The organism is Nocardia sp. NPDC058518 (genome assembly GCF_042719655.1).
In the GTDB taxonomy this organism is placed as follows: Bacteria; Actinomycetota; Actinomycetes; order Mycobacteriales; family Mycobacteriaceae; genus Nocardia.
On sequence record NZ_JBHXNJ010000037.1, the window covers coordinates 13,358 to 39,139 of the forward strand.

A 25,782-nucleotide genomic window follows, 5' to 3' on the forward strand; every position below is an offset into this window, starting at 1 on the left:
CGGAGATATAAATGGCGCTGCCATCACAAGAAGAATGTAACCAAAACGATCCCGAAGACGCCTACGTGTGGGCGTTTGTCGGTCTTCCTGGACCTCGTAACGGGCCAATGCTGGTCCCGCAGCAGGTGCTCGGTAAATGGTCTAAACATCTGTGGGAACTAGGGTTTCGGCACCACCCGGAACAGCAGCAGCTCGAGTACCACCCAGCGACACAGGGTTCGGAGCACTGGATCTCGCAGGCGGGCAACTGGGTGCCTATCGGTACCCCGCGTCCCCCGGAGGTCACGATGGGATCGGTCGCCGATCTGAGCGTCGACGAACGCCGCGAACTCGTCCGGCAGCTGCATGAATCCGGCGAGTTGGCACATCTGGTCGACGCACGATCTCTGGAACCGGATGTAGCGCAGGACGGTACATTCGATGGGCCTCGGCCGTGACGAGCCCTGACCGCGCTATGCCATCGGGGGCGCTGACCGGGCCCGGTGGCAGGACAGTCGGCACGATCGGCACGATCTCCCAGGATTCGATGAAGTCGGTAGTGGCCGGCGACATCGTCAAGTCCTTCAGCGGCATCTCGGTGAATCTGGGTTCCGCTGTCGACGCCGGCGTAAAACGGTTCGCGGCTGATCTGTGTGATGCGGTGACCGGCGCCACCGGAGGTTTGATCAATCTCGGGGGCTGGGCCCGGGATCTGCGCGCGGAAGCCGATCAGGCGCTACAGGATTCGGCCCGGGCGCAGCAAACTGCTCAGGGTGCGCAGGTTGCTGCGGACGGCCAGACGACGATCATCAAAGCGACGAACTCGCGCGTGCAGGTCGTGATCGACGGGCTTCCGGTCAAGCCCTACTGGGAGTCGATGAACCTCACCGAGGAGACCTCGTTTCCGCGCAACTTCCTGCAGCGTGCCGCTTGGGAGCTTTCGGCGAGCAACGGTGCTGTGGTCTCCAACTACGTGCCGAGCTACACGCCGGCGGCAAACTCGCTGGAGGGGGCGTTCATTCGCTGTCTGTACAGCGGCGGGCGGAAGGTGGTCAGCTACATTCCGGACGCTGTTTCCTCCCCGTGCGAGTTGTATGTCGTCGTCGGTCGAATGCTGGACAACGGTGACATCAAGATCGAGTGGGTGTCGCCGAACCAGACGCCCCTCATCACCGGCGCTCGCGGAGAGCAGAGCGTCGAGATACCGGCCGAATTGATGTTCGAGCAGGGTGAGACGGCATTCGTCGGAATTCATCAGCGCGGCGGCGGAAATCGCAGGCCGCTGCTGGGGATCGAGGCGGTCGACATCCCGCGGCCGGCGACGGTGTGGCCGCCCCAGGTGAACGCGCAGTTCAGCACCGCGTCGCTGCTGTCGGCGGGAGTGACACTCGCTGCGGGAACGCTGTCGTTCGCGTCACGGAGGACGCCCTACATTTCGATCGGAAAGTCCTCTGTCACAGGCGATCCGATCAAGTTGTCGTTCTTCGAGGACTTCGAAAACGGAATGCCGACCGCATTGGTTCGGATGTCGGCGCGGATTGCCACCACCGCCGACGGTGTCTTTCAGGTCGATGGCATGGACGACGGTTTGCGTCGGTATCTGTATGGGCAAAGACTCAATTACGACAACCAAATGGTGACCGGGCGAATTCGATTCCCTACGGATTTCCATGCCCGACTGTTCCTCCGTTCCGATGCGGCCAACAGCAGTTATGTGTCGTTGGCGGTGACGAGTTCGGCGATTGTGATCGTTCGCTGGACCAACGGCTCCAACAGCACGACACTGGCCGCGCTGCAGACGTCGGTCGGTGACAACGTCGAACTTCGCCTCAAGGCTGTCGGCAATGTCTACACCGCCGAACGCAAGATCGGCGGTGTGTGGACTGCTGTGCTGGTGCATACCGATACGGCGAACACGTTGCCGTCGGGACCCGCTTACCGCTATACCGGCCTCGGCACCGAACGTCAGTCGTGGACCGACGGCGGTGGCTGGGGAGACTGGCAGGCGGAAGACCTGTGACCAGCCCCGACAGCAAGTTTCCCGAGGACGCGTACTCCGGAGCCGCGGGTTCGCGCAGCATCGCCAGACTTGGCGGGACTACGCAGCAGTCGATGCAGACAGCGATGCGCGCGCAGGTGATGCGCGCTTACGCCGATATCCCGTTCAACTTCGCCAAGGGGGTACAAGCGGGACTGCACGAACTGGCTGCCGCGCTTTGCGACGCGATCACCGGCTTTACCGGCGGGCTGATCAACCTCGGAGACTGGGCCCGCGCGTCACGCGCACGTGCTCAGGAGGCGCGGGAGCAGGCGGCGACCGCGCGTGATTCGGCAGATGTTGCCGAGGAAGCTGTGGTGCAGACCGTCGAAGTGGTCCAGGCGACGAATTCGCAGGTGCAGATGATCATCGACGGCCTGCCGGTGAAGCCGTACTGGGACTCGATGAATCTCACCGAGGAAGCGTCGTTTCCGCGCTGCATGCTGCACCGACGGGTGTGGGATCACGCCACGGTCTCGAAACCTGGATACGTCCCGTACACCTACACATACGTCGCCGGCTACGACGCCAACGGCTATCCGATCTATGCCGACCACACGGTCTATGCCCGGTACGAGCCGTCATATACGCCGCCGGCGAACACCCTCGACGGTGCGTTCATCCGATGCCGGTACAGCGGTGGTCGCAAGGTCGTCACGTTCATCGTGGATGCGGTGAGCAATCCGTGTGAGCTGTATGTGGTGGTCGGCCGGATGTCGGCGAACGGTGACATCCGGATCGAATGGGTGTCGCCGAATCAGACGCTGAGCATCGCCAACTCACGACTCGAGCGTTCCGTCGAACTGCCGAACGAGCTCGTTTTCGACGTGGGAGAGACCGCCTTCGTCGGTATTCACCAACGGGGAGGCGGCAATCCGCGTCCGCTGCTCGGCGCCAATTCCACTGATCTGCCGCGAGCACCCGGTGCCTGGCCACCCCGGCCGAGTGCTCGATTCGCGGCATCAGGAGCGCTGGTGGCCGGCGCGACTGTGGCGGCGGGGTCGATGAGCTTCACCTCGAACTCGGTGCCGTATGTGGCACTCAGCAAGAGTCTGGTCGCCGGTCCGCCGTCGAAGCTGGTCTTCTACGAGAACTTCGACTCGGGATCGCTACCAGTGGCTTTGGGTCAGGTATCGAGCTTGCCCGCGACGGTGTCCGGCGGGGTATTCGTGGTGGCCGGTGGTACCGACGGTATTCGGCGCTATCTCTACGGCCAGACACTCAATTACGACGATGTGATGGTGACGGGCAGGATCATCAGCCCCTCGGTGCGTCACGCCTGGCTGATGTTGCGGTCGACGCCGGACAACAAGAGTTTCGTTTCACTCAATGTGACCCAGTCCAGTGTCTCGATCTTCAAATACGAAAATGGCGTCTGGACAGCACTTTCCAGCGTCGAGACGGCGATCGTGGGCGGCGATGTGGTGCGACTACGCGCGACGAACAACCTGTTCACGGCTCAGCGCAAGACCACTTCGGGGTGGGAAGACGTACTCACCTACACCGACACCACCGGCACCCTTCCCAGCGGCCCGCGCACTCGCTACACCGGCCTGGGCAACGAGCGCGCCGACTGGGTGAACGGCGGCGGCTGGGACTACTGGAAAGCAGAGGATCTATGACAACCACCGTGACGGTCGACGGCCAGGAACTGGCTCTCGCCGTGGAGAACAACATGCTCGTCGTGTCGATCGTCGCCGACGGCATCGCGAGCAGGCGCGGCAGCATCTTCATCGGCGCGCTGGAACCCGAGCCGGGTCCGGTCTATATCGAGCCGGATCCTGTTGCCCCACAACCGGAACCATCGTCTTGAAATGGAACCCCATGTCTGAACAGAAGCAATTCGGCTATGACCCGACGAACCTCACCCTCGTGCTCTCCAAGGGGGCCGACTTCGTGCACACCGTGGCACTGGAATCGGGCGCGGTCTTTCCGGCCGAAACCAAGGTCCGGATCGTGCTGGTGAATGGGTCGGAAACGGTGCTCGACACCTGGCAAGCGGTAGTCAGCGCGACCGAGGCGAAATTCGTCATCGGGTCGGAGCTGGCCGACGCCATTGCCGCAGGCGCGAAATATCGCCTGTACGTGTCGTACCCGACCACGCCGACCACTGAATACCTCTGGTTCTACGGAGCCGTTCGCCGCAAGCAGTAATCAACTCACATTTCACCATCTCTCCAGGAGGAATCCCATGGCTATCGCAGTTGCTACCACTCGCCAGGCTCTCGCCGACGCTTACAAGAACGTCGCGGGTTCGAACACCGTCTACATCAGCGTGCACACCGCCGACCCGGGCACTACCGGTGCCAATGAAGCGAGCGGCGGTTCGCCCGCCTACGCCCGCAAGCAGTCGACCTGGACCTCCGGCACCGGCGGTGTGGTCACCGGTTCGCAGGTCACCCTCGATCTGTCGGCGGGCTCCTATACCTACGTCGGTCTGTGGAAGACGCTCGCCGGTGGTGCCGCTGACTTCATCGACAAGGTTGCGATCAGTGCCACCACTCTGGGTGCTCAGGGTCAGTTGCTGATCACCCCCACCTTCACTCAGAGCTGACGAAGGGCGCCGCATGGCTACGCAACAATCGACGGTGCGGGCCACACTGCCGGCGCCGTCCACAGCTGTCGTGACACCGCCCGGTACGTCGGTCACCATCTCGAGGTCGCCGGCGGTGCCGATGGTTGTTCTTCGCGCCGATGTACCGATTATCGAGCCGTACATCGTCGCCGGGTACCTCGGCAACGGAGCCGTCGCCGCGCGACTCGACACTGTGCGAGCGCAGGTTTCGGCACAGCCGGCAGCGAGCGGCCAGGCTACAGCGGCAGCCTCGCCGCGCGCCGGTGCGTCCAGCACCGCAGGCGGGCTGGGGCGGCTGGTCGCGAAGGTCGTCGTCAAGTCAGGGAAGGTTCTGCTCGACGCGGGTCTCACTGCGGTCGGTGATTCGACTGCGATGCTGAACACCCACCTGCCCAGGGCCTTCGTCGCTGAAGGAATCGCGAGCGCTGAGATGGTCGTGATCAGCAGCGCCGAAGCATTGTTCGGCGGCGACGGACGGTTCTCCGGTCTGAAACCGTTGGATCTTGCGTTCGCCGGTGATGGCAGTCTCGCGGTCGCCGCGGCGGCCGCTGGGCCAGTTGTCGTCGCGGGTGGTGGGGCGGGAGAGGGCTCGTTGTCTGCTCGAACGGGACAGCCGGTCGCTCTTGGTGGCGGCGGGGTGCTCGCGGTAGCGCAGGGTGCGCCTGCTGGCGCCGTCGGCTCGGGTGGGCTTGTCGTGGGAAGTAGCACGAAGGCGGGAGTCGACATGGCACACGCTGGGATCGGGCAGTTGTCGATGGTCACGGTGCCCAGTTTTTCGCCTGCCGGCATGACCAAGTCCTCGGCATGGACCCAGATGACAGACCAGCAGACCAACGTGACTGGTTGGGCTGCCGATACCGCCACTTATCCCGGGTCGGCGGTCCAGTCCGACGGTGTTGTCGCTCAGTCTGCGAAAGCCGCAGCAACACTGAGTGCTTCGATCGTCTTCACGGCGGCCGCGGCGGTGAATGTCAACGTCACGCTGCAGTTGACGGTCAACAACGCCGTCGTCGCGACGGGTACTGCCACGCTGGTCCCCTCCAGCGCGTCGGCCACCGTGAGCGTGTCGACAGTCCGCGCCGTCGCGGTCGGCGATGTGGTCCGGGTAAAGGCGATGGGCAATCAATTCCTGACGCAGTACAACCCGACAGCACAAGCGAATCCGGCGTCGTATGTGCGAATCACCTGACGTGTGATCCGAAGTCGAGCTATCGGCCCGCACTCCTGACCGGAGTGCGGGCCGTTTGGTGGTCAGCGTCATCGTTCGGCTGCCACGCCACGCCGACTGATCTGGCATGCGGAGTGTCCTCGTCCAGGAGGAGATTTATCCGAAGGTGGCTTGTGTTGCTCGTTGTTCGTCGCTAAGGCGGCGTTAACTATTTGGAGTTTGTGTGATTTCTCGTCATCGCCTCGGTGAATTTCATTCGCTTGGCATATTTAATCTCTGTGTTCGCGTCGTTGTGACCGTGATGTCGCTTGTGATGATCACGACACTGGCGCAGGCCATTGTTTCGCCGCCCGGCACCGCCGACTCGCTACCGACCCGGGAGGGGCCCCTGCTGGCGGCTATCGGCAGCGAACAATCAGAAAGAAATCCAGATCTGCGTGTTGATCCGTCGACGGATCCTCCAGCGGCCGACTTCGCGCCACTGGCACCCGCGGGCACTACGGCTGTGGCAGGCACCGCCTCGCTGGAACAGAACCCGAGCTACACCTTCGGATTCGATGGTCAATCTTCCGTAGCTGCGTTCAAAAAGGGCGGTGCACCGTGCGCGGAGACGTGTGACATTCGTACCGGCACAATGAAGCCGTATTTCGGGGCATCGGAGTTGTGGCGTTCTGCCCTGCGGTTCGATTTCACGCAATTGGCTGGTCGAGCAGTTACCGATGCACGCTTGGATCTGAGAATCACCGGCCAAGATCTGCAGATGAAGCAGTCGTCACAGGTAACGGCACGGTTGGCTGGTAACCCGCCTGGCTATGACGTGGTCGGGGCCGAGCTCGGCTCGAGTGCGGTGACTGACGTGGGATCGATCCAGTCGGCGGCATTCACAGCGTTCGTCGCCGATCGAGTGGCCGCCGGTGATACCGAAGCATGGTTCATGCTCACCGGTGAGGAAGCCGGCGCCTACTCCTACAAGATCATGCAGGCCAACCTGGTCGTCGAGTTCGAGGGCGGAGCCGCCGGGGAACCTGTCGTGGCTCTTGTAGCTCCCGGCGATGACGCGATCATCTCGACCCAGACCACGACGTTGAAGGTCGCCGCCGAAGGCGCAGTTCCCGACGGTACGACATACTGCTTCAAGGTGTCCACCGGGTTCGATGGCCGCACGGGCAGCGTCGCGCAATCAGGCTGCCTGCCGCAACCGCAGTGGACAGTTCCGCGGCATGTATTGCAAGACGGAACGCGGTACACCTGGACGGTGGAGACCTCTCATGAGGGCTCCACGACGACAAACCCCGTCACCTGGGTGGGCCATTTCACCGTCGACCGACGGATGGGAAATCCAGGCCCGACGCCGACCGATTCACTCGGGGGTGTCACGGTCAACCTGTTCAACGGCAACGTCCGAACCGATGTGTCGGGCCCGATCTTCGACACTCTCGGTGGCCCCGCCGGCGTGACATTCGCCTACAACTCGCGGACTCAGGGTGAGCCGCACGGGGTCCGGGCATCGTATTTCAACGATTCTGGCCACGACGGCACCCCTGATGAAACTCCGGTGATGGTGCGTACCGAAACCCAGGTCGACCTGAACTGGGGAAATAGATTCAATGATGAAACCGATCGAGATCCCCTGCCGCCAGGGCTGACCGACGACTGGTACGTCGTGCGTTGGGAAGGCCAGTTCCGAGCTCCCGCCAACGGTGATTACCGCTTCGCCGGTGCGCATGTCGATGGTGCGAAGATCTGGGTCGGCGACCAGGTCGTCTACGACAACCCTGATCGTGGCGACATCTTCGACGACAACTTCACGACCGCCGGGCAGAAACGCGCTGACGAGGTCACCTTGGTCGCCGGGCAGCGCGTCCCGATCAAGGTCGAGCTCTACCACCAGACCGCTGATCCGCCCGCGATGGTGTTGTGGGTCAAGAGCACCCAGGGCAGCGCCGGCCTCCGCATGCACAACGTGGTCCCGCGAATCGTTCCCGCTGACTGGCTCTACGCAGCCGATCCGACTCCGGTACCGGCGGGCTGGACCATGTCGATTCCCGCCAGCGGCTACAGCCACGCCGAACTGCGCGACGGATCAGTTGTCCTGACTGACAGCGTCGGCGGAAAGCACACCTGGGCCCAAACCGACGGCGGCTTCACCCCACCACCCGGCCGCGACGGCGTCGTCGCCTTCGCCGCCGGCGGCGAGCTGTCGGTCACCGAGAACGGCATGATCACACTATTCAACCCCGACGGCACCCTCGCCGAGGTGGCGACGGTCCTTGACAGCAAAAAGCCCGCCTCGCTGCAATACCGCTACAGCGGAACACCGTCACGGTTGACCGAAATCACCGACCCGGTCTCGGGGCGGTCCCACACCTTGCATTACAACACTGACAATTCCAACAGTTGCTACGGCGGCGCCGCTTTTCCTCCGGGTGCCGACCGCGCCCCTGCACAGATGCTGTGCCGTATTACTTACTGGGACGGCACCGAAACCCGCCTGTGGTATGTGCTCAACGTCTTGGCACGGATCGAGAATCCGGGCGCAGCGATGCGTGACTTCAACTACCTCAACCTCGCCGACGTAAAAACCGAATACAACAAGACTTCCAACCCCATCACCCGCCAGGAACTCCTCGCCGGCATCGGACCGATGACCAGCCGACGTGAACCCCTGGCATACGACTGGGTTCTGTCCCAGTCGGCGCCCGGACTCGCGCACCGGACCGTGATCGACTATCAGAAATACGTCGAAGAACCGGGAATGCCGGAAGTCCTGCGCGCGGTCGCCGTCAGCGCACCTTCATCCAACGGCGGCTCGACGGGCCGACGACCCGTGCACTACTACGGCTACGACATCGGTGCGAAAACCGCAATCGTCAACGTGAAGGGCACCGGTGAGGTCGGTGGCGCACCAGACCGTACCGTCACCTGGGACGATGCGGGCCGACTCCATACCGACACCGACATTTTCGGGGATGTCAGCCGGATCGAGTGGAACGGAAAAGACCAGGTTATAGCTGTCGTTGACCCCACAGGGCGACGTCAGACCCTCATCTATGACCACGCGGACCGGCCAACTGATGAATATGGTCCGGCACCGGAATCCTGCTTTGACGGCCAGCTTCCCGCAACTGTGTGCTCCGAGACGATGCCGCACACAGTCCGCAGGTACGACCAGAATCTCGTCGGACTCGAAGCCGCCGTCTACGACAACCCATCGCTGTCCGGAGTTCCGGTGCAATGGGCGACCGGGGTCGGCTCCACCGACGGCACCCTGTCCAGAACATGGGGATCGACTCCGCCCGTCGGCAACGACAACGGATGGTCAGGCCGATTCACCGGCGAGATTCAGTTCCCCGACACCGGCGACTACCAACTCGGGTTCACCGTCGTCGATGGTGTCCGGCTTTGGATAGACGAAGTCCTGATCATCGACAGCTGGACGGACAAGGCAGCTAGTACCGTCACCGGCACATACTCCAACACCGATCCCGGTAGTTGGCATCGCATCCGTGTCGACTACTACAACCGCAGCGGCTCAACCGGCGCGCTCGACTTCACCTGGACACCTCCAGGCACCGTCGCAACGACGGTGCCCGGCCACAACCTGGCGCCCCGCTACGGCCTCGAGACCGGCAAGATCACTGCCAATACCTCCGGCGGTGAGACCGAACGCGCTCCGGCCAGGGTTCTGGCAACAGGCTTTGCCGATCCCGCCAACGGGATCGATCCGGCGTTCGGATTGCCCGTGTCGCTCACTGGTGACCCGGATGGGCTCGCATTGTCCAGCCGCAGGGTGTTCGAGCAGCCCGGAACTGGATTCTTGCGCCAACTCACCGCCGCACTCCCTGCAGGAGACATCGCAGACTCCGACAATCGAGGCACCTCGAACTATTACGGAGAAGACGAAACCCGTGCTAATCCGTGCGAGTCGGGATCTGCCGCGGTCCATCAAGGCGGTCGAGTCAGGACCGTCACCGCGGTCAAGAACTCGGACGGCATCGCGAACGTCCTCGAAACGGTGTACAACGCCGCTGGACAGGTCGTTGCTGCCCGCACCAACGAAGAACCGTGGTCGTGTATGACCTTCGACGCGCGGGGTCGCATTAAAACAAAGTCGTTTCCCGCGATGGGCGAGGAGCCCGCCCGCAACATCACCTACGACTACGCCGTCAGCGGCAACCCTTTGATGGCGAAGGTCGGCGACGAGAGCGGTTCCAGCACATCGGTGTTCGACCTGCTCGGCAAGATCGTGAGCCACACCGACGCCAGCGGCGCCACCACCACGGCCACCTACGACGATGTCGGCCGTAGGACCAGCGAGAAGACCACGATCAAGGGCGTCACCTCGACCCTGAACTACTACTGGAACGACGCATCCCGGCTGGAACGATTGGATCTGGACGGAACCACGGTCGCCACACCGGGATACACAGTGGGCGTACTCGACCGAGTGATCTACGGAAACGGGTCCGAACTCGCGATCACCCACAACGACGCTGGCGTCCCCATCGCGAACGCATGGGAAGTAGCAGGCTCCTCGATCACGAGCGGCGTGACTCGCTCGCGGGATCAACGGGTCATCGACGAGACAATTGCAGACACCGCCAACCCTGACAGCAGCTACGACTTCTCGTACACCTACGACGGCGTCGGGCGACTGACCGCGGCGACCATACCTTTCCACAAACTCACCTACGCATTCGACGGAGACAACGGATGCGGACCCGCTGCGAACGCCGGCCGCAACACCAACCGAACCGCCTTCACCGACAGCTACAACGGCGCACCCGCGGCCACGACAACTTACTGTTACGACAACGCCGACCGGTTGCTGACGACCTCAGGTGAGCTCGACCTGACGCTGACCTACGACAACTACGGCAACGCGATCAAGGTCGGTACCGACACCCTTGGTTACGACTCGACCCGCCGCCACATGTCCACCACCACCGAAGACGGCCGATCGGTTCGCTATACCCGCGACGTCTACGACCGCATAACCACACGAACAGTGAAAACCGGTGCCGCAGCCGAGCAGGTAACCCGATACGGGTTCACCACCGACTCCGGAGGCCCGGACTTCATCCTCGACAACGCAGGCAACCTCCGGCAACGGATCGTGAAACTGTCCGGTGGTGTAGTTCTCACCAAGAACTACAGCCAGGCAAACACAAACAACTGGTCCTACCCCAACATCCACGGCGACATCCTCTTCACTGCTGACGACACCGCCACACGGACCGGCGAACTGCGTTTGTACAGCCCCTACGGTCGAAATATCGACCCGGAAACCGGCGCCTTCGCAGACATCCCACTGCCGGCGTCCGCCGAAGGCGGTATGGATTTCGGCTACCTCGGTAGCAACACCGTCCCGATCGAACATCTCGCCACCCAGCAAACCCTCGAAATGGGCGCCCGCACCTACCTGCCGATTCTCGGCAGATTCCTACAAACTGACCCCATTCTCGGCGGATCAGCAAACAATTACGACTATGCCAACGCCGACCCCGTCAACTCCTTTGACCTTTCTGGCGAAATGGCTGGAGCGCTCATTCCGATCATTGCTGGAGGTGCGCTCGCGGCGGGTTTGGCCACCCTGGGGGCGATGTACTACAGCGAAGTTGAACCGCCCGACGTTTCCTTGCCGGATATCGACTTTCCGGATGTATCTCCGCCAGCGACGTCGGCGCAACCCGTGCCGAGTTCGGATGATGCGGACGACGGCTGGGCTTCACACACCGAAGCTGCTGGTGATATCGCAAATAACTATTCGCGAGTTCAAGAAAGTCGCGATCCTGCATCCGCGTGGTATCACGAAGAACTGTCGAATGAGGAACTTGTTGATTCGATCAATAATGCTGAGCCTGGAGATGCGATCGCTGTCACGCCAGAAGGTAAGATCGTGGGAGGAAACCATCGACTAGATGAGCTTCAAAGGAGAATCGAGGCTGGTCTCATCGATCCAAACACCCCTATTCGCATTGATGTTATGACAGGCTAGAATTCGAGTCAGGAGTGGTCGAGACGCCATGGCGATCAGAACAAGTGATGCAGATTTCTGTATCTGTCAGATAAGCTTCGAAACTCTGCTTGATATTCAGATCGAAGCGGAAACGCAAGGGTTTTCCACTAGGTGGAGTTCCGTCGATGCCCTTCGTTGTCAGGTTCAAATGGGTACTAGCTTTCTAATTCCATTGTTGCGAGAGAAGCGCCACGGTGTATTGAGGGCGTACAGGTGCCTGATTCTGTTCACTTCGGTGCGCGAAAAGGGCACTTACGCGGTCACTACACTCGATGTCCTTCCGGCTAGGATGGATGAACTCAAGCGTCTCGGTCTGGGCTTGGATACTCAAGCAGATGATACGTGGGCGATCTATCGCACGGCACGCAAAACCCCTATGAGCTCGAAAGGGTAAGGCCGCGGCGAAATTCCTCGCAAGTTGGGGCACCCGGGCTTGCGTCGTTGGGTCATCGAGTGCACCACCGCGTGGCTGGGCGGATACACCGCGAACCGCCACTGAGGCAAATTCTTAGTCGCGAAGCAGGGCTGCCACGGCTTCGATGACCATGCGGCCGTTCGGGGTGAGACGGGCTTCGGGTGGTAGTGCCTATTCGATTAGGAATGTCTGAACGAAATTTCAAGGGCGACTGACCGGCCTGGTCGACATCGATGATGTGAACGCTGAACAACGGGCCCAGCAATCCAGAAGTTCCTCAGATTCCGGTCGACCTCGGGTAAGGCGAAGGAAATTGCCCAAGAACATTTTGCCTTAGCCGGTCTGCCTGTTCGCGGTGCATTATCGGCCCAAACGATCCCGAGCTCCCCAAGATCACGGTCATCGACGACCGCGCCGGATCTTGAGCTGCCTGCCAATGTCATCGGCTCGGCGTCATCTGGCAGTGCGACATGGCGCGCTATGCCCGCTACACCGACGAGATCGTCACTCCTACGCCGTAATCGGCGCTGTCTCAACGTCTGACTCCTGATCGGCGGCGGGGCTACGGCGATTGATGTTGGATGACCGTTCCCCCGCGGAATGTCAATCGGTAGCCGAATCAGGCTGCCTCATTCGAAAGAAAGGAATCGAACAATGTCGAAACTTGTTCGTATCGCAGTGAATTCCAATCCTGAATGGACGACCATTCGGGTGCCTCGGCAGGCTCGGCCGGTTCGGGCGCGCCATGCGCCCGGCGGCGTCGTTATCGGCTTGCCGCCAGGCACTGGACCTACCTCTGATCCTGTTGTCTACAGCACGTACTGGGAGGTTCCGAGTAACGCGCTGGCGGGCGAGGAGACCTATCTGATTCGCCGCGGTGTTCTGCCCGACCGCGCGGCCGGCCACCCCAGTGAGCCGCCGAGCGACGAGGTCAGTGAGTCCGGGATGTCCGGTGCCACTACGTTTTTCGCTGAAGACTCCGAATTCTTCTGGATCTATCGCGACTTGTTCCAGTCCGGTAGCGGCTACCCGCCGAACCGGGTCTGACAGACCGGCATCGCGACAGTTTCTCGACGGAACTGGTGCGCACTGGAACCCCAGTGCTCGGCCCGCACTCCTGAAAAAGGGGGTGCGGGCCGTTTTGTCGCTTCTGCGGCTCTCGTCCATGGCCGGACCGGCGAGGTTGATATCTTCCGATATGATCGGTGCATGGAAACCGTGCGTGAGCTGCGTCTGGCTGCTGGCCTCACCCAGGCCGAGTTGGCTCAGCGCTCCGGTGTGGCGCAGCCCAATATCGCCGCCTACGAGAGTGGTAACCGCCGACCTTCGGCCGCGATGATGGCGCGGCTGCGCGAGGTTGCCAAGCCCCGCCCGTCCGGGGTTGTTGCCGCGCATCGAGATCAGATCATCGCGCTCGCGTTGCGGCACAAGGCAAATCGCGTGCGTGTGTTCGGTTCTGTGTCTCGGGGCGACGATGTCTCGGGTAGTGATATCGATCTGCTGGTGCGGTTCGACGACGATGCCGATCTGCTCGATATGGCGGAGTTGATGCTCGACTTGGAGGAGCTCACCGGTCTTCACGTCGACCTGGTGTCCGAAGGTGGGCTGCCGCCCGGGCCGCACCCCATTCGGGACGAGGCCAAGCCGCTGTGAGCGGCCGCGATGCCAGTGAGCGGACAGTCAAGAGCCTGCAGGACTTCCTTGCCTTCAGTGACATGGCGGCACGCATCGTCAGTGGTGGCAAGGCCGCCTACGACTCCGATGAGATCACCAGACTTGCCGCCGAGGCGGTGCTGCATCGACTCGGCGAGTCCGTAGCCCGCTTACCTGCAGAATTTGTCGCGTCGCACCCTGCGGTTTCCTGGCGTGGTGTGAAGGCGACACGGAACTTGGTCGTCGCACACAACTACGACGCTGTCGACCACACGATCCTCTGGAACCTCCTCGCGAATCGGTTGCCCCGCGAAGCAGCACTCGTCCGACAGATACTCGTTGACCTGGAGTCAGCTGAGGGCTAGTCGCTGAGGTCGGCGGGGGTGGGGACGACGATGCCGTAGAGGTCGGTGATGGTGGCCAGGGCGCTGGTGTGGAGTTGAGCTGCGGGGATGTCGCCCAGCGGGCGGGTGGCGCAGGCGTTGGCGACGATGGTGGGGGTGTTGCCTCGGAGGAAGGCTCCTTCGGTGGTGAAGGTGACGCACATGTGGGTCATGAAGCCGGCGATGATGAGGTTGGTGTTGCCTGCGGCGTCGATCAATTCGGCGAGCTCGGTGTTCACGAAGGCGTTGGGGACGGATTTGACGACGGTGGGTTCGTCGGGGGTTGGGGATAGCTGGGGATGGATTCGGCCGATGTCGGTGGTGATGTCGTAGGGGGTGTCTTTGCCGCCGTCGTTGATGACGTGGATGACGGGGGTTCCCGCCGCCCTGGCCGCGGTGAGGAGTTCGGCGGCCGCATCGAGGGCGGGTTCCCAACCGGTCAGTTCCATGACGCCCTGGGTGTAGGTGTTCTGGTAGTCGATCAGGACGAGGGTGGAATTGGTCGGTGATGCGGGGGTTTCGTCGAAGCCGTTGAGTTCGCGCAGGGTCGTGGAGGTCATGGGATCCACGTTATGGACGGCGCTTTGTGTCGGCAATGTCATGTAACCTGCAGATTCGGACATGGAGGTTGTGGGTGACTGAGCGGCTCATTGTGATCGTGTTGTTCGATCGGGTGGATCTGCTGGATGTCACGGGGCCGCCCGAAGTCTTCTCGCTGTTGCAGCGGGAGATGGATGAGCCGACGGGGTATCAGGTGGTATTGGCCGCCGAGTCGATGGCGGCGGTGACCACCGCGGCGGGGGTGCGGATTCTGCCCGATGTGACGTTCGCCGAGTTGGGGCGGGTGGACACGGTGGTGGTGCCGGGAGCTGTGGAGATCGACAGTCGTCGGCGGGTCAGCGCGGTGGTCGATCCGGGTGTGGTCGCGGAAGTGGCGCGGTTGGCCGAGGGGGCTCGGCGGGTGGCCTCGGTGTGCGTTGGCGCGCATATTCTGGCCGCGGCGGGGCTGCTCGATGGGAAGCGGGCGACCACGCATTGGTCGACCGCCAAGCAGTTGGCGGACGAGCATCCGAAGGTCGTCGTCGATGCCGATCCGATCTATATTCGCGACGAAAACGTATGGACGGGTGCGGGACTCACGGCTTGTCTGGATCTCACGCTGGCGCTCGTAGCCGATGATTTCGGGGACGAACTGGCGTTGCGGGTTGCTCGCCAGCTGGTGATGTATCTGAAACGACCGAGTGGGCAGAGCCAGTTCAGTGTGTCGCTCGAGCCGGTGTCCACCACCCGGCGGATCGAGGATCTGCGGCACTACATCACCCGCAATATCGCGAGTCCGCTCACCGTCGCCGATCTGGCCGAGCAGGTTCATGTCAGCGATCGCCAGCTCACGCGGATCTTTCGCACCGAACTAGGGATGACGCCCGCGGCCTACATCGAGTCGGCGCGGGTGGAGGTGGCGCGGCATCGGCTCGAGACGAGCGATGAAACGCTCCAGCGAATCGCTGCCGCTTGCGGTTTCAACACCATCGATACGCTCGCGCGTGCTTTCCGTCGCCGGCTCGATACCACCCCGAACGAGTACCGCCGCAGGTTTCGGATCGGGTGACTCATTATGATGTCGGTCGGGACATTGTCGGTGTTGGTATGAGCAACAAGGGGTTTCGAGCATGGGAACGGGTATCGCCGAGGAATGGTCGACGGGTTCGGCGACGCCGGTGTTGTGGGGGCTGACGTCTTTGATACAGCTGGTAGCGGGCCTGTTGGCCTCCTGAGGATTTGTCCTGCTGTGTTCACCGCACGGGGATCAGGCGGTAGAGCCACCACGGGCGGCTGGGGAACGCGGGGTCGTAGATGCGCAGCATCATGCGGCGCTCCAGGCCGGTGCTGCGTTCGCGCAGGCGCAGGTGGCGCCGGGCGATGTCTTGTGGGCGGACTTCGCTGGTCCACACCGGATCCCAGTCGGGGGAATCGCTGCACACCGCGGTAATGGCGGTGATGCGCTGGGTGGGGGCGAGCGGGGCGAGCATGCGGAAGGCGTGAACCAGGAGCTGGGCTTCGGTGTGCCAGTCGAGATAGACCTTCTTGGCCACGGGATTGAGGAACATCCACTCGAGCATGTTCACGCCGGCGCCGAGACCGGGAAAAAGGCGCTGGTAGTCGGAATTCGCGGCGAGCATGTCCATGGTGGGGAAACGGGCGAGGCAGGCGGGGTGAGTGAGGCTGGCCAGGTCGGCGAGGTCTTCGGCCGACGGGGCGGTCGCGACGGCGCCGGATTCGACGGCGGGCAGGCCGAGGACCAGAATGTGCTTGCGATACCACAGCGGCACGTCGAGGCTGTCGAAAAGTCGTTGCAGCATAGCGGGATTCGGTACGAGTGCCCCGGACTCGATCTGGCTGATCAGCAGGGGCGCGAGCTGTGTGCGGGTGGCGAGCTCGGCCCGCGCGAGCCCGGCGGCCAGCCTCCGTTCGCGCAGATACACACTGAGCGCAGTGCTGTCAGCCATCCCAACCCCCGAGCCTCACCCCGACCGACGGTAGATCCCAGGGTACGCCGGGTGGGTAGCCGGACGGCGGGGAACCGGCGTCTGAAGAAGCTGCCCGGCGGCACGACCGCCGAGCGCGTCAACGCGCTGGGTTCAGGTGCTCACCGCGCCGAGTGTCGACTGAGCGGGCATGTTCGCTCGGCGTTCATCTCGTCAACGTTGTACGTAACCATTCGGTGATAAGAATGGCCGACCCACTTCGAAGGAGATTTTCATGGATGGCCTGATGTACTTCCTCACCACGCTCGCGGCACTCGGTAGCGGCTCCGCCGGCTAGGGATCGCGCGACAAACCTCCCTCGCGGGAGACAAAACGGGCCGGAGCTGAATGCTCCGGCCCGTTTTTGCGTGGATCAGGTGAGAAACCTCAGAACGCGGCTTCGTCCAGGTCCATGATGTCGTTGTCCAGGTTGGCGAGGATCGCGCGGGTGGCGGTCAGCTCGGGCAGGACGTTGCGGGCGAAGAACTGCGCCGAGGCGACCTTGCCGGTGTAGAAGGCGACGTCGGAGCCGGTGGCGCCGTTGTCGAGGGCGGCGAGGGCGATCTCGGCCTGGTTCAGCAGCATCCAGCCGATGAACAGGTCGCCGACCGACATCAGGAAGCGCACCGAACCCAGGCCGACCTTGTACAGCTCGGTCGGCTGCTCCTGGGCGCCCATCAGGTGGCCGGTCAGGGTGGCGGCCATGGTCTGCACGTCCTCGAGCGCGGTGGCGAGCAGCTTGCGCTCGCCCTTGAGGCGCTCGTTGGCCGAGTCGGACTCCAGGAACTTCTGGATCTGGCCTGCCACGTGGGCCAGGGCCACACCGCGGTCACGCGCGATCTTGCGGAAGAAGAAGTCCTGCGCCTGGATGGCGGTGGTGCCCTCGTAGAGCGAGTCGATCTTCGCGTCGCGGATGTACTGCTCGATCGGGTAGTCCTGCAGGAAGCCCGAGCCGCCGAAGGTCTGCAGCGAATCGGTCAGGTACTGGTAGGCGCGCTCGGAGCCGACACCCTTGACGATCGGGAGCAGCAGGTCGTTCACGCGGAACGCGACGTCCTTGTCAGCACCCGAGACGACCTCGGCGATTTCCGGGTTCTGGTGCGCGGCGGTGTAGAGGTAGATCGCGCGCAGGCCCTCGGCGTACGCCTTCTGGGTGGCCAGCGAACGACGCACGTCCGGGTGGTGGGTGATGGTCACGCGGGGCGCGGCCTTGTCGGTCATCTGGGTCAGGTCGGCACCCTGGACGCGGGTCTTGGCGTACTCCAGCGCGTTCAGGTAACCGGTCGACAGGGTCGCGATGGCCTTGGTGCCCACCATCATGCGAGCGTTCTCGATGACGTCGAACATCTGCGCGATGCCGTTGTGCACCTCGCCGACCAGCCAGCCCTTGGCGGGCACGCCGTGGCCGCCGAAGGTGACCTCACAGGTGGCCGAGGCCTTGATGCCCATCTTGTGCTCGACGTTGGTGACGAACACGCCGTTGCGGTCGCCGTAGGTCTCGGTCTCGAAGTCGAAGTGGGTCTTCGGGACGTAGAACAGCGACAGGCCCTTGGTGCCCGGTCCGGCACCCTCGGGGCGAGCCAGCACCAGGTGCATGATGTTCTCGAACATGTCGTCGGAGTCGCCCGAGGTGATGAAGCGCTTGACACCCTCGATGTGCCAGGTGCCGTCTTCCTGCTTGATCGCCTTGGCGCGGCCCGCGCCCACGTCGGAACCGGCGTCGGGCTCGGTCAGCACCATGGTGGCGCCCCAGTTGCGGTCGGCGATCTTGGCCGCCCACTTCTTCTGCTCTTCGGTGCCGTTGTTGAAGAACACCTGCGCGAAGCCGGCGCCCGCGGCGTACATCTGGATGGGCGGGTTGGCGCCGAGCACCATCTCCGACAGGGCCCACGCGACGGCGGACGGGGCGCCGAGGCCACCGAGCTCCTCGTTCAGCGGGACCTTGGCCCACTCGCCGTCTTCGAGCGCCTTGTAGGACTTCTTGAAGGACTCGGGGATGGCGACGGTGTGGGTGTTCGGGTCGAACACGGGCGGGTTGCGGTCCGCGTCGGCGAACGACTCGGCCAGCGGGCCCTCGGCCAGGCGGCGGACCTCGGAGAGCATTTCCTTGACGGTGTCGGTGTCCAGGTCGCCGAAGGCGCCTGCGTCGAGCACCTTGTCGATGCCGAGGACCTCGAAGAGGTTGAACTCGAGGTCGCGAACGTTTGCCTTGTAGTGGCCCATGTGAGTACTCACTCTCCATTGAGTTCTGGTGCGGTCGGTGGTGTGCCGTTCCCGCCCGTCGCCGGTTTTCCGCATGCTACTCGCGGGTAACTTATAGACCATATTACCGGTGGGTAATCCTCTCGGCAAAGGGGTGGGCGGCAATGTGATGTGAAAAACACGCGCGGGTGCCGCAACGTTGCTCGCCGCGACCGCGGGGCTACCGTGAGATGTGCGCATCGAGACGACTGCTGGACCGGCCGAGATCGAGCTCGACGACGTGCGTGATCCGGCATTCCTGCTGGTGATCACGCATGGGGCCGGTGGTGGCGTCGATGCGAAAGACATTCTGGCCGTGCGTGATTCGGCCGTCGAAGCGGGTGGTGCGGTAGCTCGGGTGGTGCAGCCCTATCGGGTTGCCGGTCGGCGGGCGCCGGGGAACGCGGACAAGCAGGACGAGGCCTGGCTCGAGATCGTGGCGGCGTTGCGGGCGAGATTCCCTGGGGTGCCGATTGTTCAGGGGGGTCGAAGCAACGGGGCGCGGGTTGCCTGCCGCACGGCCGTGGAAGTTGGCGCGAGGGGCGTGATCGCGCTCTCGTTCCCGTTGCATCCGCCGGGCAAGCCCGATAAGAGCAGGCGCGATGAGCTGCTGGCCCCCGGAGACATCGAGGTCGTGGTGATCAATGGGGGTAGCGACCCGTTCGGGGTGCCCGATGCCGCCGATGCCGCCGAAGTGCGCGTGATCCCCAAGCAGGCGCACTCGTTCCGCACCGGATTCGACGTCATCGAGGCAACCGTGGCGCCCTGGTTCGGGCGCTGGAAGCTGGACGGCTGATCAGTCGGTGGGCTCGGGGAGGGGGCGTTCGGCGATGAGCAGGGAATCGATGGCGTCGGGGCCTTCGGTAGGGCGGAAGACCTCGTGGGCGAGGGTGATGGTGACATCGTCGCGGGCCAGGTCGGCACGTAGGTCTTCGGGAGAGAAGAGGATCTCGGGTTCCTGGGGACCGCCGTAGCCGTCGCTGACGTTGCGGGTGGCGTGACCGAGGACCAGCAGCATGCCGCCGGGGGCGAGCATGTCGGACAGCTGATGCAGCAGAGCACGGCGCTCGTCGGCGGCGAGATGGACGAAGACCATCAGGATCAGCTCGAAGGGGCCGGTGATTTCAGCGGCTTCGAGTTCGGTGATATCGGCTGTTTGCCAGTGCACGCGGGAACGAACCGATCGCGACAGGCGGGCGGCGACAGTTCTGCCCTTATCGATCCCCACCTGCGAGAAGTCGACGGCCGTCACCTGCCAGCCGTGGGTAGCGAGCCAGAGAGCATGGCGGCCTTCACCGCAGGCCAGGTCCAGTGCCCGTGGGAGCGACGGCGCGACCCCCGACTCATCGGGGAGCAGGGGGATTCTGCGGTCCAGACCGTAGACGTGCTCGACAACGGTGCTGTTCGGCGGTGCGCCCCACACCAATTCGCTGCGGGCATACCGTGCGTCCCAATCCGCCGCGCGCATTCCGCCTCCCCGATTCATGGCCGGACTCAGGCGTGTTCGCAGCGCCGCGGCCGCCGGTCGGCCTGGAGTCATGTTAGCCCGTTCGCCCCCGCCCACCCCTTTTCGGGGGTAGTTGATACGTGAGACAGATCACTATTTTGCTCTTACCCAGCGAGCCGATCGGGCACCGCAACGGGCAGAGAAGAGGAACACAGCTGTGAAAGTGTCTCCAGTGACGGCGGCGGTAACCCCGACGACGTCGGGTACGAGTATGCGCAAGGTGGCCATTGCGAGTTGCATCGGCACCACGATCGAGTTCTACGACTTCTTCATCTACGGCACCGCCGCGGCCCTCGTGTTCCCGAAGGTGTTCTTCCCTGCCCTCGGGTCGACGGCAGCCACCTTCGCCTCCTTCGCGACCTTCGCTGTCGCCTTCATCGCGCGGCCGGTCGGCGCCGTGCTGTTCGGGCACTACGGCGACCGCATCGGCCGCAAGAAGACGCTCGTCTCGACTCTGCTGCTGATGGGTCTGTGCACGGTGCTCATCGGGATGCTCCCTGGCGCGGACACCATCGGTGTGGCCGCACCGATCATCCTGGTGCTGCTGCGATTCGGCCAAGGGTTCGCGGTGGGTGGTGAATGGGCGGGCGCGACCCTGTTGACCGCCGAGTACGCCCCGCCGGGCAAACGCGGCCTCTACGCCATGTTCCCGCAGATCGGACCGGCCTTCGCCTTCATCCTGTCCAGCAGTACCTTCCTCATCACCGGCGCGGTCCTCGGCGACGCGAACGACGCCTTCCTCACCTGGGGCTGGCGCATCCCGTTCCTGTTCTCCATCGTCTTGGTCGCCATCGGCCTGTACATGCGATTGGCGATCGAGGAGACGCCGGTGTTCCGCGCGAACCAGGCGCGGCGTGCACTCGACACGGGCAAACCGAACACCCTGCCGTTCCTCGACGCCTGGCGGTTCCAAGCGAAGGAGATCCTGCTCTCGGCCGGTTCGCTGGCTCTGCTGTTCGCGTTCTTCTATATGGGCACCGCGTACCTCACCAGCTACGGGACCAAGACCCTCGGCTTCAGCAGGCCGTTCGTACTGACAGTTGGTATCGGCGCCGCGCTGATCTTCGGCGCGGCGATCGTTGTCTCGGCGCTGTACTCGGATCGCCTCGGTCGCCGTCGGGTGATCATGGTGTCGTCCGGGCTGGCCGTCGTCTGGTCGCTGGTGTTGTTCCCGCTACTCGACACCAAATCTCCGGCGGCCTTCGTGATCGGCGTCGGGGTCACCCTGGCGATCTTCGGTATCGCCTACGGGCCGTGTGGCGCGCTCCTGCCGGAAATGTTCCAGACCCGCTTCCGGTACACCGGCGCCGGACTCGGCTACAACCTGGCCGGCGTGCTCGGTGGGGCGATTCCCCCGCTGATCGCCGCACCGCTGTCCGCGTCCTTCGGCAGTATCGCGATCGGCGTCATGCTGTCAGGGCTCGCCGTGCTCAGCCTGGTCTGCACCAAGGCGCTGGTCGAGACCAAGGACCAGGCCATGTAGGACCCGGAAATGACGTGATGCGCCCCGTTCGTCATCGAACGGGGCGCATGCGTGGGCGCCGCGGGCCACCGAAAATTACAGCCTGGTGCGCATGAGGACGACGTTGTACTGCGTGTGGATCGTGGTCATGAAGTACAGGTCGCTGCCGGTTTGGTACGGGAAGATCGATGGCGCGTAGGCGGTCGGCAGATCGCGGGACTCGATCAGTACCTCCGGTCCGCTCCACGGGCCGACGGGGGAGGCCGCGCGGCGCATCACCACGGAGTTGAACGGGTCGGTGGTGAGGGAGACGAACTGGCCGAGGTGCTCGTTGTACATCACCGAGAGCTCTCCGACGCCGCCCATGATGGGGGCTGCCGCGTTCACCTCGTTGAGCTTCCACTCGTGGCCGTCCCAGTACTCGTAGGCGCCGAGGTTCTCGATCTGGGCTTCGGGGACGCGGGCGATGAAGGCGTCGTTGTTGCGGCCGGCGCGGGTGCCGTACTCGTAGACGAAGCCGCCGTCCTTCACGAAGCTGTTCATCTGGAAGTTGGCGTTGCCACCCTCGTCGGGACGGCGGGTGTGGCCGAGATCGGCCCAGGTCTCGCCGTTGTCGGCCGAGGCGGCAAGGCCGGAGAAGCTGGTGGTCCACTCGCCGGGCGCGTCCCAGGTCTTCACCGACATCAGCGACATGTACTGCACGCCGTTGGCCGAGATGCCCGCGGTGGGGATGCGGCTGATCTCGAGGAAGGGGATCTTGGGGCTGGGGATCAGGTCGCGCGCCTGGCCGATGACATCGCGCACGACGCTGTCGAACATGATCCCGTCGGACGGGTTCTGGTCATGGCTGCGGACCAGGATGTTGGAGCGCCACGCCCAGGTACTGCCCGCGAGCAGGTTGGGGAAGCCGAGGCCCGCGGTGTCGCCGAAGGCGGTGAGCATCTCGCCGCGCCCGTTGTCCCACATGATGCCCAGGTCGGTGCCCAGGACGTTGTAGTTCTGGGTGTTGTTGGGGCTGGCCATGCCGGTGACCTGGAACACCGCCTGGGTGCGTCCGTGCAGGACGGGCAGGCCATGGGTGCCGTTGAGAACGGGAATCGGGTTGATGGCGTTCGGGTTCGCCACGGCGGGCGGCGCCGCGCTCACCAGCAAGGCCGTAATACCTGTGAGTGCGGACAACAGGGCAGAGCCGGTCTTGTTCACAGGTGTTCGAGCCTCCGGGTCAGGCCGAAATCCAGGCACGTTCCAGACTTGCCGTCACGTACCACTCTTCGACTGGTCAGCGAATCGAAGCGATGCTAACAGCCGCTAACAGTGATGTGCGGTACATACCTTCGGTAGTCGGCATGAATTCCCGGTGGATTGCTTGTCAGTCGCTACTACTCATGGCCTTACGCAGGAGCAATGGCAGTTGAGCCATTCGCTCGGCGGCGAAGGTGGCGCGGGAACCGCGCTGCCACGAGCGGTCGAACAGGTGTTTGGCGGCTGCCACGGCGTCGCGGTCGCGGGCGGTGACGCGGTCGGCGAGCGCCTGCGCGGCCTTCACCGGGTCGTCGGCGACGTCGGTGATCAGGCCGATCCGGAGCGCGTAGTCGGCGTCGATCGAGTCGGCGGTCATCGCCAGCAGCTTGGCCTGGTCGATGCCGATGAGCTGTGACAATGTGGCAGGGCCTGTCATATCGGGAATCAGGCCGTGGGCGGTTTCCATCACCGAGAATTCGGCTGTGGGGGCGGCGATCCGGAAGTCGGCGGCCAGTGCGATCTGGAGGCCGCCGCCGAAGCAGCGTCCGTGGACGGCGGCGATCACCGGGACGTCGAGGCGGCGCCAGGCCCAGCAGGCTTCCTGGAAGGTATTGGTGCCGCGCAATGGTCGCGGGAGGAATTCTTTGACGATAGCCACCGGATTGCGGGTGGCGGCGGCGATATCGAGTCCGCTACTGAAACTCGGGCCGTTTCCGGTAATGATGACGGCGCGGGTTGTCTTGTGGTCGGCCACTTTTCGGGCCGTGTCGACAAGATCGCGGAGCATTTCCAGGGTGAGCCCGTTGTGTTTGCCGGGCCTGTTCAGTTCGACATAGGCGCGATTGTCGTCGAATCGGACGGTGATGTTGTCTCCCATGTGCCTATCTTACTCGTGAGTCAGTTCGAGTGGGTGGCCACACGGGCGATGGTGCGGCATGATCCGAACGCATCGCGCGTCGCTCGATGCGTGACGATCGAGAGGACTCACCGAATGCGGATCTGTCTGATGGCTGCGGCACTGCTCGCGCTGCCGGTGCTGTCGGCCTGCGGCAGTGGCGACGAAGCACCTGCGGTGACTCAGGCCGAGCTGTCGAAGTCGTTGCAGGACAAGGGGTTGAAGAATCCCGCGCTGGCCGATTGCGCGGCGAAGGTGTTCTTCGACTCCGGGATGTCGCAGGACGGGTTGCGGGTGATGGTGTCGAACGCGCAGTCCGACGATCCGGCCAAGCTGCTCGGCGAGGGCGACGCGGCCAAGGTGAGCGCGGCGCAGTCGAAGATCGCGGCGGATTGCGTGCGCGTGGGGAGCTGACCCGAGCGCGTATCGATCGCGCCGATTCAAACCCTCGTCGGGGTCGGCTGCCGGTGTTGCACTGGAACAGCCGACGACGAGGAGGAACTGCCGTGACCACGGAGAGAATCGCCGACGAGGTCTCGTTCGCCTACTGGGTACCCAACGTCAGTGGTGGGCTGGTGACCAGCGATATCGAGCAGCGCACCAGCTGGGATTTCGACTACAACAAGAAGCTCGCCCAGACCGCGGAGCGCAACGGTTTCGACTACGCGCTCACCCAGGTGCGCTACACCGCCTCCTACGGCGCGGAGTTCCAGCACGAGTCGACCTCGTTCAGCCTCGCGCTGCTCGCCGCGACCGAGCGGCTCAAGGTGATCGCCGCCATCCATCCCGGGCTGTGGCATCCGGCGGTGCTGGCCAAGTTCGGTGCCACGGCCGACCACCTGTCCGGCGGCCGGTTCGCGATCAACGTGGTGTCGGGGTGGTTCGCCGGTGAGTTCAAGGCGCTGGGCGAGCCGTGGCTCGAACACGATGAGCGGTACCGGCGCAGCGCCGAGTTCCTCGAGGTGATCCGCAAGATCTGGACCGAGGACGCGGTGAACTACGGCGGCGACTTCTACCGCATCCGTGACTTCACGTTGAAGCCGAAGCCGCTCAATACTCCCGAACGTCCCAATCCTGAACTGTTCCAAGGTGGTAACTCGACGGCGGCCCGGCGCAACGGTGGTCGACATGCGGACTGGTACTTCTCCAACGGCAAGGACTTCGACGGCGTCACAGAGCAATTGGGCGATCTGCGCGAGGTCGCCAGGGCCAACGACCGTGAGGTGAAGTTCGGGCTCAACGGGTTCATCATCGCCCGCGATACCGAGAAGGAAGCGCGCGACACCTTGCGCGAGATCGTCGAGAAGGCGAACAAGCCTGCGGTGCAAGGGTTCCGCGACGCGGTGCAGCAGGCGGGCGCGTCCACCGGTGACCGCAAGGGCATGTGGGCCGACTCCACGTTCGAGGATCTGGTCCAGTACAACGACGGGTTCCGGACCGGGCTGATCGGCACGCCCGAGCAGATCGCCGAGCGGATCGTGGCCTACCGGGCGCTCGGCGTCGACCTGATCCTGGCCGGGTTCCTGCACTTCCAGGAAGAGGTCGAGTACTTCGGTGCCAAGGTGCTGCCGCTGGTGCGTGAACTGGAGGCCCGCGCGGCCCCCGCGGCCGGGGGGGCGCGATGAGCGGGGGGGCGCCCGCGCGGGTCGGCACCCCGCGCCCCGGCGGGGCGGTCGGCGC

At 63.8% G+C, this 25,782-nt stretch carries 22 protein-coding genes; 16 read left to right on the forward strand and 6 right to left on the reverse strand.

Annotated features, from left to right (window positions below):
* Positions 1-11 precede the first annotated feature (11 nt).
* From ACFWPX_RS35535 to ACFWPX_RS35585, 11 genes are all read left to right on the forward strand, one after another.
* On the forward strand, positions 12-437 hold the full coding sequence (locus ACFWPX_RS35535; RefSeq protein ID WP_378933057.1) for a DUF2744 domain-containing protein: 426 nt from the start codon (positions 12-14) through the stop codon (positions 435-437).
* Positions 438-526: 89 nt separating this feature from the next.
* On the forward strand, positions 527-1,999 hold the full coding sequence (locus ACFWPX_RS35540; RefSeq protein ID WP_378933060.1) for a hypothetical protein: 1,473 nt from the start codon (positions 527-529) through the stop codon (positions 1,997-1,999).
* Positions 1,996-3,639, forward strand: coding sequence for a hypothetical protein (locus ACFWPX_RS35545; RefSeq protein WP_378933063.1), 1,644 nt, complete (start codon positions 1,996-1,998; stop codon positions 3,637-3,639). Before ACFWPX_RS35540 ends, ACFWPX_RS35545 begins: the two co-directional genes overlap by 4 nt.
* A complete protein-coding gene (locus tag ACFWPX_RS35550) occupies positions 3,636-3,830 on the forward strand; it encodes a hypothetical protein (RefSeq protein ID WP_378933066.1) in 195 nt (64 codons plus the stop codon). The genes ACFWPX_RS35545 and ACFWPX_RS35550 overlap by 4 nt, the downstream gene beginning before the upstream one ends.
* A gap of 11 nt (positions 3,831-3,841) precedes the next feature.
* Entirely contained in the window at positions 3,842-4,171 is a 330-nt protein-coding gene (locus tag ACFWPX_RS35555; RefSeq protein ID WP_378933070.1) for a hypothetical protein, read from the forward strand.
* A gap of 37 nt (positions 4,172-4,208) precedes the next feature.
* On the forward strand, positions 4,209-4,571 hold the full coding sequence (locus tag ACFWPX_RS35560; protein WP_378933073.1) for a hypothetical protein: 363 nt from the start codon (positions 4,209-4,211) through the stop codon (positions 4,569-4,571).
* 13 nt (positions 4,572-4,584) lie between these two features.
* Entirely contained in the window at positions 4,585-5,781 is a 1,197-nt protein-coding gene (locus ACFWPX_RS35565) for a hypothetical protein (RefSeq protein ID WP_378933076.1), read from the forward strand.
* A 202-nt stretch (positions 5,782-5,983) separates the two neighbouring features.
* On the forward strand, positions 5,984-11,758 hold the full coding sequence (locus ACFWPX_RS35570) for a PA14 domain-containing protein (RefSeq protein ID WP_378933079.1): 5,775 nt from the start codon (positions 5,984-5,986) through the stop codon (positions 11,756-11,758).
* Between the two features lie 1,090 nt (positions 11,759-12,848).
* Positions 12,849-13,241, forward strand: a complete 393-nt coding sequence (locus tag ACFWPX_RS35575) for a hypothetical protein (protein ID WP_378933082.1) — start codon at positions 12,849-12,851, stop codon at positions 13,239-13,241.
* 162 nt (positions 13,242-13,403) lie between these two features.
* A complete protein-coding gene (locus ACFWPX_RS35580) occupies positions 13,404-13,847 on the forward strand; it encodes a helix-turn-helix domain-containing protein (RefSeq protein ID WP_378933084.1) in 444 nt (147 codons plus the stop codon).
* Entirely contained in the window at positions 13,844-14,212 is a 369-nt protein-coding gene (locus ACFWPX_RS35585) for a DUF86 domain-containing protein (RefSeq protein WP_378933087.1), read from the forward strand. Before ACFWPX_RS35580 ends, ACFWPX_RS35585 begins: the two co-directional genes overlap by 4 nt.
* On the opposite strand, the gene ACFWPX_RS35590 is transcribed toward ACFWPX_RS35585, so the two are convergent.
* On the reverse strand, positions 14,209-14,790 hold the full coding sequence (locus tag ACFWPX_RS35590) for a cysteine hydrolase family protein (protein ID WP_378933090.1): 582 nt from the start codon (positions 14,788-14,790) through the stop codon (positions 14,209-14,211). The two genes, ACFWPX_RS35585 and ACFWPX_RS35590, sit on opposite strands and share 4 nt — an antisense overlap.
* 74 nt (positions 14,791-14,864) lie before the next feature.
* On the opposite strand from ACFWPX_RS35590, the gene ACFWPX_RS35595 reads away from it, so the two are divergent.
* The gene (locus tag ACFWPX_RS35595; protein WP_378933093.1) at positions 14,865-15,839 is read left to right on the forward strand and encodes a GlxA family transcriptional regulator; all 975 of its coding nucleotides are present in this window, start codon (positions 14,865-14,867) and stop codon (positions 15,837-15,839) included.
* A gap of 184 nt (positions 15,840-16,023) precedes the next feature.
* Here ACFWPX_RS35595 and ACFWPX_RS35600 read toward each other — a convergent pair whose 3' ends face one another.
* Together ACFWPX_RS35600 and ACFWPX_RS35605 are read right to left on the reverse strand one after the other, a co-directional pair.
* Positions 16,024-16,737, reverse strand: coding sequence for a helix-turn-helix domain-containing protein (locus tag ACFWPX_RS35600; protein WP_378920337.1), 714 nt, complete (start codon positions 16,735-16,737; stop codon positions 16,024-16,026).
* Between the two features lie 405 nt (positions 16,738-17,142).
* Positions 17,143-18,978 (reverse strand): acyl-CoA dehydrogenase, encoded by a 1,836-nt coding sequence (locus ACFWPX_RS35605; RefSeq protein ID WP_266294391.1) that lies wholly within the window; start codon positions 18,976-18,978, stop codon positions 17,143-17,145.
* A gap of 211 nt (positions 18,979-19,189) precedes the next feature.
* Here ACFWPX_RS35605 and ACFWPX_RS35610 point away from each other — a divergent pair, with 211 nt between their 5' ends.
* A complete protein-coding gene (locus tag ACFWPX_RS35610; protein WP_378933096.1) occupies positions 19,190-19,792 on the forward strand; it encodes an alpha/beta family hydrolase in 603 nt (200 codons plus the stop codon).
* On the opposite strand, the gene ACFWPX_RS35615 is transcribed toward ACFWPX_RS35610, so the two are convergent.
* A complete protein-coding gene (locus ACFWPX_RS35615; protein ID WP_378933099.1) occupies positions 19,793-20,464 on the reverse strand; it encodes a class I SAM-dependent methyltransferase in 672 nt (223 codons plus the stop codon). It lies immediately after the preceding gene.
* A gap of 250 nt (positions 20,465-20,714) precedes the next feature.
* On the opposite strand from ACFWPX_RS35615, the gene ACFWPX_RS35620 reads away from it, so the two are divergent.
* Positions 20,715-21,986, forward strand: a complete 1,272-nt coding sequence (locus tag ACFWPX_RS35620; protein ID WP_378933140.1) for an MFS transporter — start codon at positions 20,715-20,717, stop codon at positions 21,984-21,986.
* Between the two features lie 75 nt (positions 21,987-22,061).
* Here ACFWPX_RS35620 and ACFWPX_RS35625 read toward each other — a convergent pair whose 3' ends face one another.
* Positions 22,062-23,168 carry a DUF4185 domain-containing protein gene (locus ACFWPX_RS35625; protein WP_378933102.1) on the reverse strand — a complete coding sequence of 369 codons (1,107 nt, stop codon included), beginning with the start codon at positions 23,166-23,168 and terminating at the stop codon, positions 22,062-22,064.
* 166 nt (positions 23,169-23,334) lie between these two features.
* Positions 23,335-24,084, reverse strand: a complete 750-nt coding sequence (locus tag ACFWPX_RS35630; RefSeq protein WP_378933105.1) for a crotonase/enoyl-CoA hydratase family protein — start codon at positions 24,082-24,084, stop codon at positions 23,335-23,337.
* A gap of 129 nt (positions 24,085-24,213) precedes the next feature.
* Between ACFWPX_RS35630 and ACFWPX_RS35635 the strand changes: the two genes are divergently transcribed.
* Together ACFWPX_RS35635 and sfnG are read left to right on the forward strand one after the other, a co-directional pair.
* Positions 24,214-24,516 (forward strand): hypothetical protein, encoded by a 303-nt coding sequence (locus ACFWPX_RS35635; RefSeq protein WP_378920328.1) that lies wholly within the window; start codon positions 24,214-24,216, stop codon positions 24,514-24,516.
* A 92-nt stretch (positions 24,517-24,608) separates the two neighbouring features.
* Positions 24,609-25,727, forward strand: coding sequence for a dimethylsulfone monooxygenase SfnG (gene sfnG, locus ACFWPX_RS35640; protein ID WP_378933108.1), 1,119 nt, complete (start codon positions 24,609-24,611; stop codon positions 25,725-25,727).
* The last annotated feature ends 55 nt before the right edge of the window (positions 25,728-25,782 follow it).